Origin of the sequence: Kitasatospora sp. NPDC088264 (assembly GCF_040685715.1) — a bacterium.
In the GTDB taxonomy this organism is placed as follows: Bacteria; Actinomycetota; Actinomycetes; order Streptomycetales; family Streptomycetaceae; genus Kitasatospora.
The window spans coordinates 1-13,484 of the sequence record NZ_JBFBIR010000056.1 but is presented as its reverse complement, the minus strand read 5'-3'; the positions used below and the strand labels follow the sequence as shown (position 1 = coordinate 13,484).

General features: G+C 71.5%; 14 protein-coding genes. 10 read left to right on the top strand and 4 right to left on the bottom strand.

Going from position 1 to position 13,484, the window contains the following annotated elements; all coding sequences use genetic code 11:
- Positions 1-71 precede the first annotated feature (71 nt).
- The 5 genes from AB0O82_RS30760 (at position 72) to AB0O82_RS30740 (ending at position 4,770) form a co-directional block, all read left to right on the top strand.
- Positions 72-818: an endonuclease V gene (locus AB0O82_RS30760; protein WP_363587191.1), complete on the top strand. Its 747-nt coding sequence runs from the start codon at positions 72-74 to the stop codon at positions 816-818.
- Between the two features lie 97 nt (positions 819-915).
- Entirely contained in the window at positions 916-1,341 is a 426-nt protein-coding gene (locus tag AB0O82_RS30755; RefSeq protein WP_363587190.1) for a hypothetical protein, read from the top strand.
- A 44-nt stretch (positions 1,342-1,385) separates the two neighbouring features.
- Positions 1,386-2,825, top strand: coding sequence for a hypothetical protein (locus AB0O82_RS30750; RefSeq protein WP_363587189.1), 1,440 nt, complete (start codon positions 1,386-1,388; stop codon positions 2,823-2,825).
- Between the two features lie 13 nt (positions 2,826-2,838).
- Complete coding sequence (locus tag AB0O82_RS30745) at positions 2,839-4,116, top strand: S8 family serine peptidase (RefSeq protein ID WP_363587188.1); 1,278 nt, start codon at positions 2,839-2,841, stop codon at positions 4,114-4,116.
- An 87-nt stretch (positions 4,117-4,203) separates the two neighbouring features.
- On the top strand, positions 4,204-4,770 hold the full coding sequence (locus AB0O82_RS30740; protein WP_363587187.1) for a DinB family protein: 567 nt from the start codon (positions 4,204-4,206) through the stop codon (positions 4,768-4,770).
- Positions 4,771-4,776: 6 nt separating this feature from the next.
- On the opposite strand, the gene AB0O82_RS30735 is transcribed toward AB0O82_RS30740, so the two are convergent.
- Both AB0O82_RS30735 and AB0O82_RS30730 read right to left on the bottom strand, forming a co-directional pair.
- A complete protein-coding gene (locus AB0O82_RS30735) occupies positions 4,777-5,217 on the bottom strand; it encodes a hypothetical protein (protein ID WP_063349204.1) in 441 nt (146 codons plus the stop codon).
- A 714-nt stretch (positions 5,218-5,931) separates the two neighbouring features.
- Positions 5,932-6,528, bottom strand: a complete 597-nt coding sequence (locus AB0O82_RS30730; RefSeq protein ID WP_363587186.1) for a hypothetical protein — start codon at positions 6,526-6,528, stop codon at positions 5,932-5,934.
- A 256-nt stretch (positions 6,529-6,784) separates the two neighbouring features.
- On the opposite strand from AB0O82_RS30730, the gene AB0O82_RS30725 reads away from it, so the two are divergent.
- Positions 6,785-7,792 (top strand): hypothetical protein, encoded by a 1,008-nt coding sequence (locus tag AB0O82_RS30725; RefSeq protein WP_363587185.1) that lies wholly within the window; start codon positions 6,785-6,787, stop codon positions 7,790-7,792.
- An 81-nt stretch (positions 7,793-7,873) separates the two neighbouring features.
- Here the strand turns inward: AB0O82_RS30725 and AB0O82_RS30720 are convergent, their stop codons facing one another.
- Positions 7,874-8,464: an isochorismatase family protein gene (locus tag AB0O82_RS30720; RefSeq protein WP_363587184.1), complete on the bottom strand. Its 591-nt coding sequence runs from the start codon at positions 8,462-8,464 to the stop codon at positions 7,874-7,876.
- A 284-nt stretch (positions 8,465-8,748) separates the two neighbouring features.
- Positions 8,749-10,065, bottom strand: a complete 1,317-nt coding sequence (locus tag AB0O82_RS30715; protein WP_363587183.1) for a nicotinate phosphoribosyltransferase — start codon at positions 10,063-10,065, stop codon at positions 8,749-8,751.
- Between the two features lie 141 nt (positions 10,066-10,206).
- Here AB0O82_RS30715 and clpS point away from each other — a divergent pair, with 141 nt between their 5' ends.
- From clpS to AB0O82_RS30695, 4 genes are all read left to right on the top strand, one after another.
- Positions 10,207-10,500: an ATP-dependent Clp protease adapter ClpS gene (gene clpS / locus AB0O82_RS30710; RefSeq protein WP_063351371.1), complete on the top strand. Its 294-nt coding sequence runs from the start codon at positions 10,207-10,209 to the stop codon at positions 10,498-10,500.
- A 123-nt stretch (positions 10,501-10,623) separates the two neighbouring features.
- Entirely contained in the window at positions 10,624-11,196 is a 573-nt protein-coding gene (locus AB0O82_RS30705; protein ID WP_363587182.1) for a DUF2017 domain-containing protein, read from the top strand.
- A 187-nt stretch (positions 11,197-11,383) separates the two neighbouring features.
- Complete coding sequence (locus AB0O82_RS30700) at positions 11,384-12,826, top strand: amino acid permease (protein WP_363587181.1); 1,443 nt, start codon at positions 11,384-11,386, stop codon at positions 12,824-12,826.
- Between the two features lie 100 nt (positions 12,827-12,926).
- On the top strand, positions 12,927-13,358 hold the full coding sequence (locus tag AB0O82_RS30695) for a M67 family metallopeptidase (RefSeq protein WP_363587180.1): 432 nt from the start codon (positions 12,927-12,929) through the stop codon (positions 13,356-13,358).
- Positions 13,359-13,484: the final 126 nt, after the last annotated feature.

The following is a 13,484-nucleotide window of genomic DNA, read 5'->3' as shown; positions in this document are numbered from 1 at the left end:
ACCCCGGGGTCGTCCGCCCCTCGGTACGGTGAACCCGACCGCGCCCGCCCCACCCACCCGGGGGAACACCCGTGCCCATCCCCGCCGACTGGCCCACCACCGAAGCCCAGGCACTCGCCGAACAGGAACGCCTGCGCCCCCTCGTCCAGACCCATGACTCCGACGACCCCGACGGTTCCGGCTCAGGTTCCGGTTCCGGCTCCGGCGGTGGCGGGGTCGGGCGGCTCATCGCCGGCGTCGACGTCGCCTACGACGACGAACACGACCTCGTCGCCGCCGCAGCCGTCCTCCTCGACCACGACACCCTCGCCGTCGTCGAACAGTCCACCGCCGTCGGCCGCATCCCCTTCCCCTACACCCCCGGACTGCTCGCCTTCCGCGAACTCCCCGCCGTCCTCGACGCCCTCGCCGCCCTCACCCGCACCCCCGACACCGTCGTCTGCGACGGCTACGGCCTCGCCCACCCCCGCCGCCTCGGCCTCGCCAGCCACCTCGGCGTCCTCACCGGCCTGCGCACCCTCGGCGTCGCCAAAACCCCCTTCACCTTCCACCACCACGACCCCGACACCCCCCGCGGCTCCACCACCCCGCTCACCGACCCCGCCACCGGCGAAGAAGTCGGGCGCGCCCTCCGCACCCGGCCCGGCGTCAAACCCGTCTACGTCTCCATCGGCCACCGCATCAGCCTCGACACCGCCGTCCGCACCACCCTCCAACTCGCCCCCCACTACCGGCTCCCCGAAACCACCCGGCACGCCGACTCCCTCTGCCGCCGCGCCCTCGCCGACGCCCTCCACGCGAGGACGCCTGCGAACTGACCAGGTACCAGGCGGAATTCGGGCCCCGTGTGTTAGACATGAGACACCGGGGCCCAACCCCGGCAGCGACCCACGGACGCACGGGGGAGGCGCCGAAATGGCAACAGGAACCGGTACGACCGGAGGTGCCGGCCGGGGCTACCGCGTCGAGGTCGAACAACTCCGCGCCTTCGCCGCCCAAGTCCGGCTCCTCCTCGCCGAATTCCAGCACCACGCCGACGGCACCGGCACCCACGGGCGCAGCGGCATCGGCAGGACCGCCTTCGGTACCTTCGCCGAAGCCACCGAGATCCACAACCGCTACAACACCATGCGCGACGGCCTGCGCGACGTCCTCAACCAACTCCAACAAGCCGTCGACGAAGCCCAGAAGAACGCCGAACTCACCGCCACCACCTACGAAGAACACGACCAGCACACCGCGAAGAAACTCAAACTCGGCGACGACGGCTGGTCCGTCGCCGACCCCTCCGCCAGCAGCAAGGCCGCCTACGAGCACACCGTCGCCCCACCCGCCCCCTGACCCCCGGCCACCACCGGCCGAGCCCGAACGGAGGCGACCCCCCCATGGCCTACACCGACTTCACCACCTACAGCCACGCCCAACTCCGCACCATGGCCCAGGCCCTCAACCCCGGCGAAGTCATGGCCGCCGGCGACCCCTGGCGCCACGCCGCCGACACCCTCAAGGCCATCCGCACCACCCTCACCCGCGCCAGCACCGAAGCCGCCGTCACCTGGGAAGGCACCACCAGCGACGCCTTCCACACCCGCATGCTCCACCTCGCCGACAGCATCAACAACGCCGCCTCCTACGCCAACGACGCGGCCAACACCCTCCACAACATGTCCGAGGCCATCGCCAAGGCCAAGCGCGACATGCCCGAGGAACCCAGCACCTGGGAAAAGGTCAAGGACACCGTCGGCGACGGCGTCTCCTCCGTCTTCGGCGGCGACGACGAACACATCCCCGTCGCCGACCGCCGAAAAGCCGAAGCCGCCACCGTCATGCAAACCCTCGCCATGCACTACCGCATCGCCACCCCCACCCTGAAGCCGCCACCCCCACCGGGAACCCCGTCGAAAAGTCCTGTTCGCAACGAGGACAGAGATGCGCCAACCAATTCCGAGCCCGATGGTTCGGCCGCAGCGGTGGGCGCCGCGATGGCCAGCGCGATCGTCTCCGGCGACCGTGTGGCTTCGGCGAGGGGGGCTGGTTCGGCGCCGCAGACGCGGAAGTCCGTCGGGAAGCCCACGGCACCACGTTCGAACGTGATCAGGACGGTGGTACCGACCGACTCCGGGATCAGGGGAGGAACCGCGCAAGCGGAGCCCAGGCCGCTGCTATCCGGGCACCATGCTGTTTCCGGTGCCGCGAGTGGGGAAGTTCTGGGATCGGGTGTTGGACCTGGAATCGGAACCGGTATTGATGCCACACCAACGGGAACGGCCCCGAGTGCGGGTGGCGCACCTCCCAACAGTTCGCTCCCCGTGACGTCAGGCGGCGCTCCTGGAGTGCCGAAGGGCCCCCAAGGGCAGGTCGTCGGTGCGGGTGGCTACGAGATCGGTCGTGAGGCCGCTGCCAAGGGCGTGATTGGCCGGGAGAACGAGATGGCCGGTCCAGCACAGCGAACAGGGAGGCCTCCAAGCACAGGTGAAGTGGAGGGCCGCCTCGGAGCGGTCGGTCGAGCGGCTCCGGACGGTAGGTTCGAAAGCAGATTCCCAGGTAGGTCCGGTGGCGTCGTCGGGGGAGGTGGTCGTCCAGGAGACCGTGAGGGTGGTCGACAGGCCTTCACCGAAGGAGGCTCCGGGCTCGGAGCGCGGAACCGGGTCAGGGCTGAGCCCGGGTCGGGAACGACGGGCGCTATGGGCCCGCTGGTGGGTATGGGAGACGGCCGGCGCAGTAGGAGCGACAAGGAGAAGGGCGGCAAACGGCCCGACTACCTTGTCGAAGACGCCGAGACCTGGGAGTCGGACAAGCAGGTCAATCCGAACGTGGTGGAATGAATGATCTCCGCCGATGTGCCGAAAGAACGATCCAGATGTCCCGGAGGACGGAGAGCCTGGGGGCGAATCGCTGACTGGGGTGAACTTGTCGAGTGGCCGACTGGTACGCAGCGCGGGCGTACTGATTGCCGGGGCGGTGCTGTGGGGGGTAGCCGCTTCTCCTGCGGCGGCTGACCAGGTCCGGGACTCGCAGTGGGTGCTGCGCACCTTCGACGTCGAGCGACGGATCTGGCCCCAGAGCCAGGGTGAGGGTGTTGTCGTCGCGGTTGTCGACAGCGGGGTGATGCCGGATCACCAAGACCTGACGGGACAAGTTTTGCCAGGTGCCGACTTCTCCGGGGCGAGGTCCGATGGTAGGACTGACTCGCTCGGCCATGGGACCGGTATCGCAAGTCTTATCGCGGGTCACGGGCATGGAAACCAGGCTGGAGTCGTAGGTCTTGCGCCGAAGTCCAAGATTCTTCCAGTGCGGATCAGGACCAATGGCGAATCTCCGCAACTCGACCAGTCCGACATCGCGCTTGCCGTGCGGTATGCGACCGACCATGGCGCGAAGGTCATCAACATGTCGATCGGCGGATACTCAGGGCTCGATTCACAGGCCCGCGCGGCGATCGACTATGCGATGTCCAAGGACGTCGTCCTCGTCGGAGCCACCGGGAACGGCGAAAGCGATTCCGTTGAGTACCCTGCCGCATTCCCAGGTGTGGTCGCCGTGACCGCGGTCGACGAGCAGGGGAAGCTGTGGAGTAAAGCGACTGCTGGACCCGAAACCACACTGGCAGCCCCAGGAGTGGAGATCTACCACGCGTCGGTGAAGTCCACTTCGAGCTATGGCATCAGCCAGGGGACCTCCGATGGCGTGGCCTACGTCTCCGCCACCGCCGCGTTGATCCGGGCGAAGTATCCGGAGCTTTCGGCGGGGCAGGTGATCAATCGGATGATCAGGACTGCCACGCCGCCGCAGGACGGGTCGGCGGTGCCGGGGAGCAGGTACGGCTTCGGGGTGCTGGCGCCGGCGAAGGCGTTGGAGGCCGATCCGGGGGTGGACGGCGGGTCTCGGGAGAATCCGTTGGTGGGGCGGGCGGAGTCGCGGGGGGCTGCGGGGGACGGGGTGACGGAGCCGCCGGGTGGCGAGGCCGTGGTGCCTGCGGCTGGGGCCGGCGGGGGCGGCTGGTTCGGGGTCGGGGTTGCGGTGGGGGTGGCGTTGTGGGGGGTGCTGGTCGGCGGGGTGGTGGCGGTCGTGGTGTGGGTGGTGCGGGTGCGGCGGCGCAGGGGTGCGGGTGGCTGAGGGCTGCGGGCGGGGTGGCAGCATTTTGGTGGCGGTTGGCGTCCTTGCCGCTGGTGGGGCGGGTGGTGGGGTGGCCATGCTGGGGTCATGAGTGCTTCTGAGCGTGGCGTGGATCCGGTGGGTGTGGTCGTGCCGGACGGCAAGGACTGGACGTGGGTGTTGGAACGCCCGTGTCCGGATTGTGGGCTGGACGTTCCGGCGGTGGTGCGGGAGGACGTCGCGGGGATGGTCCGGGCCAATGCGGAGGCCTGGGTGGCGTTGTTGGCCGGGGCCGAGGAGGGTTTGCGTCGGCGGCCGCGGCCGGGGGTGTGGTCGGGGCTGGAGTACGCGTGCCATGTCCGGGACGTGTTCCGGCTGTTCCGGGTCCGGTTGGACCTGATGCTGGCCGAGGACGACCCGCTGTTCCCGAACTGGGACCAGGACGAGACGGCGGTCGCCGAGCGGTACGGGGAGCAGGTGCCGGCGGTGGTGGCCGGGGAGCTGGCGGCGGCCGCGGAGGCGCTGGCGGCGGCGTTCGGGCGGGTGGCGGGCGAGCAGTGGGGGCGGACCGGGGGCCGTAGTGACGGGGCACGGTTCACGGTGGAGTCGTTCGCCCGTTATCTGATCCACGACCCGGTGCATCACTTGTTCGACGTGACGGGTGAGCGGGTCTGAGGGGGCTCACCAGCCGGAGGCCTCCCACAGCATGGTGCGCCGGAGCCGGCCGGCGACGCTGGCGGTGTCGGTGCCGATGACGTCGGCGATCTCGGGGGCGGCGAGGCCGACGACGTAGTGCAGGATCGCCAGGTCGTCGTCGGCGGGGTGGCGGTCCGGTGCGGCGGGCACGTGCCGGGTGTGGTCGGCGACGGTGCTGCGCAGGATCTGCCAGGCGTTCGCGGTGGGGTTGGAGCTGCCCAGCAATTCGCGCCATTGGACGGCGATTTCGGCGAACGCCTGTTGGACGGCGGTGGCCGCGCTGCTGTGCTCGGTCAGCCACACCCGGGCGTAGCTGAGGTACCGGGGGCGGTGGAGTTCGCAGAAGGCGGCGAACTCCAGTGGTACGTCCTCCGGTTCACCGGGCCTCGGGGGCGGCTCGGCGGAACTCGCGTGACGGTTGGTCATCTCGGCTTCTCGGAAAGGGAGATGGGTGGCTGACGGTCGATCATCTGCGCTCACTCTACGATATGCCCTCGGTGCGCTGGGTTACCAATCGGATTGAATGCCCGGAACCCGCCGCCGCTCGGCCGGTTCCGGTGTCGACCGGTGGGGCGTGGTGGTGCGGCGGTGGTGGGGCGGCCGGGCGGGGGATCGGTGGGGGAGGGTGGCGCAGTGGTGCGGGGGGTGTAGTTGCGAGCGCGTCGCGGCTGGTCAGGGGGTGCAGAAGGGCCGTGGTTGCAGGACGGTTGATGTGCCACCGTAGGGCTTATGGAGGCTGGCGTCCACGCCCACGGCGCGAAGCTGCGGCCGCACAACCGTCCGCGCAACCACACCTTCGGTCGCGCCCGTTCCGGCGTGGCGTGACGGGCCGGGTGGACTCCGACGTGCATGTCTCCACCGGGGGCGCGCAGCCCGGGTGCGGGCGGTGGGTACGGACGGTGGATGCGCGCGGTGGATGCGAGGTGGCCGCGCTGCGCGCCGAGGCGGGCGTGGCGGCAGGGGTGGTGGGTGGGCGGTGCGCTCGCCGCGGCGGCGGCGCACCGGGTGGCCGAGGGGGCGGAGCAGGCGCTGATCCGGACGGTCCCGCGCCTGCTGGCCGCCACCGTGCACGTCGGCCACGCCTCGGCGGCCTGGGGCCGTCCGGCCCGGGGGTCGAGGCGCGGGTGGGGTGGTCTGCCGTCAGGACTGCGGTCGGGCCTCCGTCGGGGAGAGGCGGTCGTCGACGGCGCTGCTCCGTTCGACCTGGGCGGGGAAGGACTCGATGGCCAGCCGCCGGGCGAGTTGGGCGGCGGTGGCGGCTGCGACCGCAGTCGCCGCAGCGGCCTCGGTGGCAGCCTCCTCGCGTTCGCGCCGGTGCGCGGCGCCGCTGGGGTGCCCGGCGGTGGCAGGGTGTGCGGTGCCGGTGGGGTGTCCGGTGGCGGGGTGTCCGCCGGCGGTTCGTCGGCGGCGGCCGAGCGCGGTGCGGGCGGCGTGTTCCTCGGCCGCCTGTCTCGCGGCCAGGTAGGCCTGGACGGCGGCCATGCCGTAGACCGGCTGGATGAGCTGGTGGCCTTTGAAGAAGGGTCTGGCCGGGGCGAACCCGGCGGCGACCACGAGGTCGCGGATCTCGGCTATCTCGGCCTCGCTGCGGGCGGTGAAGCGGACCTCCCAGCCCTTCTTGTACGTATGGCCCTGTTCGCCGCTGCGGCGGGCCGGGTCCGGGCGGCGGACGTATCCGGGCAGACGGCCAAGGCGGAGCTGGGCCGCGCGGAGGCCGGCGGTCTCGTCACGTGACATGACGCAAGCCTAGGCAATTCCCGGGGCGGGTTTGACGCCTGAAGGGTCTCCCGGCGTATGCCTTTGGTCACTCTGGGTCAGGCGGCCTGGTGGGCGATCGGGTTCGATCAGATATGACAACCTGACGACCGTCAATTACTCCGATTGAGTGAGGGTATGGGGACTTTAGTGCGAGCTGATCCCGGTTTCGCGACGGTTGGGTAACAGTGCGTCAGGTGGCCGGTGGCGGGTCGGAGCGGTTGGGGATGGTGTCCGCATGAGCTACCGGATTCCCACGCCGCCGCCGTCCCTGGAGGAGCTGGCGAAGCGTCAACAGAACGTCGTCACCGCGAGCCAGTTGCGCGCCCGGGGCGTGCCGGCCCGGGTCATCACCGAGCACTGCCGTCGCGGCGGGCCCTGGCGGCGGCTGCTGCCCCGGGTGTACCTGCTGCAGTCCGACGAGCCGACCCCGGAGCAGCGGATGTGGGCCGCCCTGCTGTACGCGGCGCAGAACGGTCGCGAGGAGGGCCGCCGCGAGGGCGCGGTGATCACCGGTGCGGCCGCGCTCGCGCTGTACGGATTCGCCGCGGTGCCCCGGCTGCCGGCGGTGACCGGGGTGGACGTCCTGGTGCCCCGCCAGCGTCGGCTGAAGGACGCCGGGGAGGTGCGGATCCGGCGCACCGAAAGGGAGTTGGTGGCCCGCTCGGTGCACGGCCTGGCCTGCGCGCCGGTCGCCCGGGCGGTCGCGGACGCGCTGTGCGAGTGGACCGCGGAGGAGGGTGGCACCCCGGCGCCGGTGCGGGCGCTGCTGCGCGAGGCCGTCTCGCGGCCCGACGGCCCGTGCACCGTACGGGAGTTGGCGTCCGAGCTGACCGATTCCGGGCTGACCGGCGAGCCCCGGGTGCGCGCGGCCCTGGACGAACTGCTGGCCGGTGAGCGGGACTTCGTCCTGGAGCGGGTCGGCGAACTGGTGGACGAGTGCCTGCTGCCCGTCCCGCTGGTCGGCCCCGAGCTGCGGATGCGCGGCGGCACGTACATCGCCGTCCCGGACCTCTACTGGCCGGAGCAGGGCGTCGCCGTGGAGGTGGACTCGGACCTGCGCTGCGTCAGCGAGGGCGAGGCCGCCTGGGTGCGCGGCGGCCAGCACCGGATGGAGTACCTGGGGATCCGGGTGGTGTACGTCTCCGGCGCCCGGCTCGCGGCCGACCGGGACGCGGTCGGCGCCGAACTGCGCGAGGCCCACCGGGTGGGCGGTTCGGACGTGGTGGAGTTGATGGTCGGTTAGCTCCGGGCCGGATCCGTCCGCCCCCGGATCCGGGGCCGCGCCCGAGCCGCGCCCGGGGCCGCTCCCGAACCGGAGCCGGTGCTACGCCCGAACCACCGGGGCGCCGACCAACTCGACCCCGGCGGCCCGCAGTTCGGCGAGCGCGGCGGTGGTGGTCGCCGGCGCGACCCCGGCGGTGAGGTCGAGCAGGACGCGGGTGGTGAAGCCGGCCCGGGCGGCGTCCAGGGCGGTGGCCCGGACGCAGTGGTCGGTGGCGATGCCGACCACGTCGATCTCGTCGACCTGCCGTTCGCTCAGCCACTCCACCAGACCGCGGTTGTTCTCGTCCAGCCCCTCGAAACCGCTGTACGCCGCCGAGTAGGCGCCCTTGTCGAAGACCGCCTCGACCGCACCGGAGATGACGGACGGGGCGAAGTTGGGGTGGAAGCCCACGCCTTCGGTGCCGGCCACGCAGTGCACCGGCCAGCTGGTGACGTAGTCGGGCTCGGTGGAGAAGTGGTCGCCCGGGTCGATGTGGTGGTCGCGGGTGGCGAGGATGTGCTGGTAGCCGGGGGAGGACTCGGCGATCAGGTCGGTGATGGCGGCGGCCACCTCGGCGCCGCCGGCGACGGCCAGACTGCCGCCCTCGCAGAAGTCGTTCTGCACGTCGACGACGATCAGTGCCCGGTGCATGGCTCGCATCCTCGGATGTGGGGGGCGGCCGTGGTGGCGCCCTGGTGGGGGGAGCCCTCGGGAGTACTCGGCCCGCGGCGGGGCTCGGGGGTTCTCGGGGAGCTCCGGGGGAACTCTACGGCTGACTCTAGGGAGTGGCGTGCGGGGGCGGAAGGCCTGGGGCGGACCCCGGGCCGGCGCCCGGCGCGAACCGGCGAACCGCGGTGAACCGGTGAACCACGGCGGACCGGCGAACCGGCGATCTGCGGCGGACCGCCGGTCCGCGCGGGTCGGCCGGGGCGGGGTCAGAGCACGAGTTCGGTCGGCAGCACCGGGTCGCCCTTGGAGAGCTGGGTGGCCGACAGCGGCAGTGCGGCCCGGGCCCGGATGTGCCGTTCGCGCGCGGCGGTGAGCGGTTCGCGGCCGACGGCCCGGCCGGCCCGCACCAGCGGCACCTGCATCAGGTGCGGCTCCAGGTCGGCGGGGACCGCTCCGGTGCCGACCACCTCGGCCTCGGCGACGCCGTCGGCGTCGGGCCGGCGGGCGGCCCACTTGCGGCCTCCGATGCTGGTCTTGCCGCTGGCCGCGCGCTTGGCCACCGGCACCAGCGGCCCGTCCGCGCTCTCGGCGCGGGCGACCAGCTTGTAGACCATCGCGCAGGTCGGGTGGCCGCTGCCGGTGACCAGGCTGGTGCCGACGCCGTAGCCGTCCACCGGGGCGGCGGCGAGCGCGGCGATGGCGTACTCGTCGAGGTCGGAGGTGACGATGATCCGGGTCTTCGTGGCGCCGAGGTCGTCCAGCTGGCGGCGGACCCGGTGGGCCAGCAGGGTGAGGTCGCCGGAGTCGATCCGGACGGCGCCCAGTTCGGGGCCGGCCACCTCGACGGCGGTGCGGACGGCCTCGCGCAGGTCGAAGGTGTCGACCAGGAGCGTGGTGCCCTTGCCCATGGAGGCGATCTGCGCGCGGAAGGCGTCCCGCTCGCTGTCGTGGACGAGGGTGAAGGCGTGGGCGGCGGTGCCGGTGGTCGGGATGCCGTGGGTGAAGCCGGCCTCCAGGTCGGAGGTGGCGGCGAAGCCGGCGACGTACGCGGCCCGGGCGGCGGCGACGGCGGCCTGCTCGTGGGCGCGCCGGGCGCCCATCTCGATCACCGGGCGGCCGCCGGCCGAGGCGGTCATCCGGGAGGCGGCGGCCGCGATCGCGGAGTCGTGGTTGAGGATCGAGAGGATCACCGTCTCCAGGATCACCGCCTCGGCGAAGCTGCCCTCGACGGTGAGCAGCGGCGAGCCGGGGAAGTAGACCTCGCCCTCGGGGTAGCCGTGGATGTCGCCGGCGAAGCGGTAGTCGGCGAGGTAGCGCAGGGTGTCGTCGTCGACCACGCCCTGGCCGGCCAGCCAGTCGAGCTGCGGGGTGGTGAAGCGGAAGTCCTCGATGGCGTCGAGCACCCGGCCGGTGCCGGCCATGACGCCGTAGCGGCGGCCGCTGGGCAGGCGGCGGGTGAACACCTCGAACACGGAGCGGCGGTGCGCGGCCCCGCTGCGCAGGGCGGCCTGCAGCATGGTGAGCTCGTAGCGGTCGGTGAGGAGCGCGGTCGAACCGGCCGCGCGCACTGAAGTGGCGTCCATGCGGATGATGCTACTACCACTTAGCGTCAGAGTGACGATTTCTCGTGCTGCGAGCCGGGCCGGAATCGCCCGGGGATCCCCCGGATGGCAGCATGGGGCTGAAGAGGCGTGGACGGACTGCGCAGCGAGGAGGATCCGGCGGTGAGTGTCGCGCCCGTGGAGATCGAGCGCCCGGAGGTCGAAGGACTACCGGTGGTGGAGCCGGACACGCCCTGGGTGACCATCGTGCACAACGACCCGGTGAACCTGATGAGCTACGTCCAGTACGTCTTCCAGGCCTACTTCGGCTACCCGAAGGACAAGGCCAGGAAGCTGATGATGGAGGTGCACACCAAGGGCCGGACGGTGGTCTCCAGCGGCTCCCGCGAGGAGATGGAGCGCGACGTCCAGGCGATGCACGGCTACGGCCTCTGGGCGACGCTGCAACACGACTGACCGCAGCACGACTGACCGCAGCACGACTGACCGCAGTGCGACCGGCGCAGTGCGGACCGCGGCGCGACCGGCCGCGGAGCCGGTACCCCACCCGAGACGACGAAGACGGGCTGACCGATAGACATGGCTGGGTTGTTCGAGAGTGCCGGCGGCGGGAGCGCGGCGATCGCGCTGGACGAGGTGGAGGCCTCCATCCTGCGCTCCCTGGAGGTGGGGATCCTGCAGCTGATCGGGCCCGGCCCGGGCGGGGACGGCGGCGATCCGCTGGCCGCGCTGTTCGCCGAGGGCCCGACCGAGGCGCCGGCCAACCCGATGCTCGCCCGGCTCTTCCCGGACGCCTACGGCGACCCGGCCGGGCCGGAGAGCGAGGAGAGCCGGGCCGCCTCGGGCGAGTTCCGCCGCTACACCGAGGTGGACCTGCGGACCCGCAAGCGCGAGGACGCCCTGCACGTCGTCCGGATGCTCGACCGGCTCGGCGGTGAGGGCGGGGTGGTCAAGCTGGACCCCGCCGACGGCCTGCGCTGGCTGGGCGCGCTCAACGACCTGCGGCTGACCCTGGGTGTCCAGCTGGAGGTCAGCGAGGACGACGAGGAGCTCTACGAGCTGCCGGACGAGGACGACCGCAAGCCGCTGGTGATGGCGTACGTCTGGCTGGGGGCGCTCCAGGAGACGCTCCTGGAGGCGATCGCGGACTGATCGTGCCCGCTTCCGGGCAGGCCCCGGTCGATTCGTCCAATATGTGGACGGACGGCCGGGGCATTTCTCTTTAAATCGGGCAAAACATAGCAGGTCATGCTCAAATAACGCTCAGATGAACACCGCTATCCGAACCCTGCGTGGTACGACTTCTCCACCCCACGAGACCCACCCAGGACGGTGCACCATGGCCGAGCAGCTGTACGACGACGTGGTCGACGCGAAACCGGACGAGGAGGGCTATCACCGGGGGCTGGGAAGCCGCCAGATCCAGATGATCGCGATCGGCGGTGCCATCGGCACCGGCCTCTTCCTCGGCGCGGGCACCGCGATCTCCCGGTCCGGCCCGAGCCTGATCCTCTCCTACGCCGTCGCCGGCGTGGCGATCTTCGTGATCATGCGCGCCCTCGGCGAACTCCTCACCTACCGCCCGGTCTCCGGCAGCTTCGCCGAGTACGCACGCGAGTTCCTCGGCCCCTTCGCCGGCTACGTGACCGGCTGGACGTACTGGCTGTTCTGGGTGGTCACCGGCATGGCGGAGACCACCGCCGCCGCCGTGTACGTGAGGTTCTGGGCGCCCGACATCCCGCAGTGGGCCAGTGCACTGACCTTCCTGGTGATCCTCTACGCGGCCAACCTGATCTCGGTGAAGCTGTTCGGCGAGATCGAGTTCTGGTTCTCGATGGTCAAGGTCACCGCCATCATCGGCATGATCCTGATCGGCATCGGGGTGCTCACCCTCGGCTTCAGCAAGGCCGGTGACACCGCGTCGATCACCCACCTGTGGCAGGACGGCGGCTTCTTCCCCAAGGGCATCGGCGCCACCGTGATGACGCTGCAGATCGTCATGTTCGCCTACCTGGGCGTCGAACTCGTCGGCGTCACCGCCGGGGAGAGCGAGAACCCCGAGAAGACCCTGCCGCGGGCCATCAACACCCTGCCCTGGCGCATCATGCTGTTCTACATCGGCGCGCTGGTGATCATCCTCTCGCTCGTGCCGTGGACCGAGTTCCAGCCCGGCGTCAGCCCGTTCGTGGCCGCCTTCGGCAAGATCGGCATCCCGGCCGCGGCCGGCATCATCAACTTCGTGGTGCTCACCGCCGCGCTCTCCTCCTGCAACTCCGGCATGTACTCCACCGGCCGGATGCTGCGCGACCTCGCCCTGCGCGGCCAGGCCCCGGGGCAGCTCACCAAGCTCAACACCCACCGCACCCCGGCCTTCGCGATCACCCTCTCCTGCCTGCTGATGGGCGTCGGCGTGGTGCTCAACTACCTCGTCCCGGCCAAGGCGTTCGAGTACATCACCTCCGTCGCCACCGTCTGCGGCCTGTGGACCTGGGCGATGATCCTGATCTGCCAGATCCGCTACCGCAAGGCCTGGCGGGCCGGCCACCTGCCGCCGCCCACCTTCAAGGCGCCCGGCGGCGCCTGGACCAGCTGGACCGCGCTCGCCTTCCTCGCCCTGGTCGTGGTGCTGATCGCGTTCGACGCGGACAACCGGATCTCGCTGTACGTCTTCCCGGGCTGGGCCGTCCTGCTGGTGATCGGCTACCAGGTGCTCAAGCGCCGCAACCCGAGGGCCGCCCACGGCGTCGCCCACGACCACCTGCACGTGCGCAACGGCGGCTGAACCGCCGGGACCGGGCCGCCGCGCCCAGGTGGCGGACACCCGGTGACCGCGCTCCGGACGCCCCGGCGGACACCCGCCGGGGCGTGGCTATCCTGACCGCATGCTGACCATCACCCGAGAACTCCGCGACCGGATCGTGGCCCACGCCCGCGCCGACCACCCGGACGAGGCCTGCGGCGTGGTCGCCGGACCGGCCGGCAGCGGACGGCCCGAGCGGTTCGTCCCGATGCTCAACGCGGCCCGCTCGCCCACCTTCTACGAGTTCGACTCGGGCGACCTGCTCAAGCTCTACCGCGAGATGGACGACCGCGACGAGGAGCCGGTGATCGTCTACCACTCGCACACCGCCACCGAGGCCTACCCCTCGCGCACCGACGTGAGCTACGCCTCCGAGCCGTTCGCCCACTACGTCCTGGTCTCCACCGCCGACGGCAACGGCGAGGACGACCCGTTCCAGTTCCGCTCGTTCCGCATCGTGGACGGCGAGATCACAGAGGAAGACGTCCAGGTCGTCGAGGCCCACCCGGCCTGACCAGCACCCACCTGGGCGCGGCCCGCCCCCCCCCCCCGGGGGGGGGGGGGGGGCCGGGGGGCCCCCCCCCCGTAACCGCGCCAACCGGGTCCGCAGGCCGGCGCGGGGGGGGGGGCCGCGGGAGCG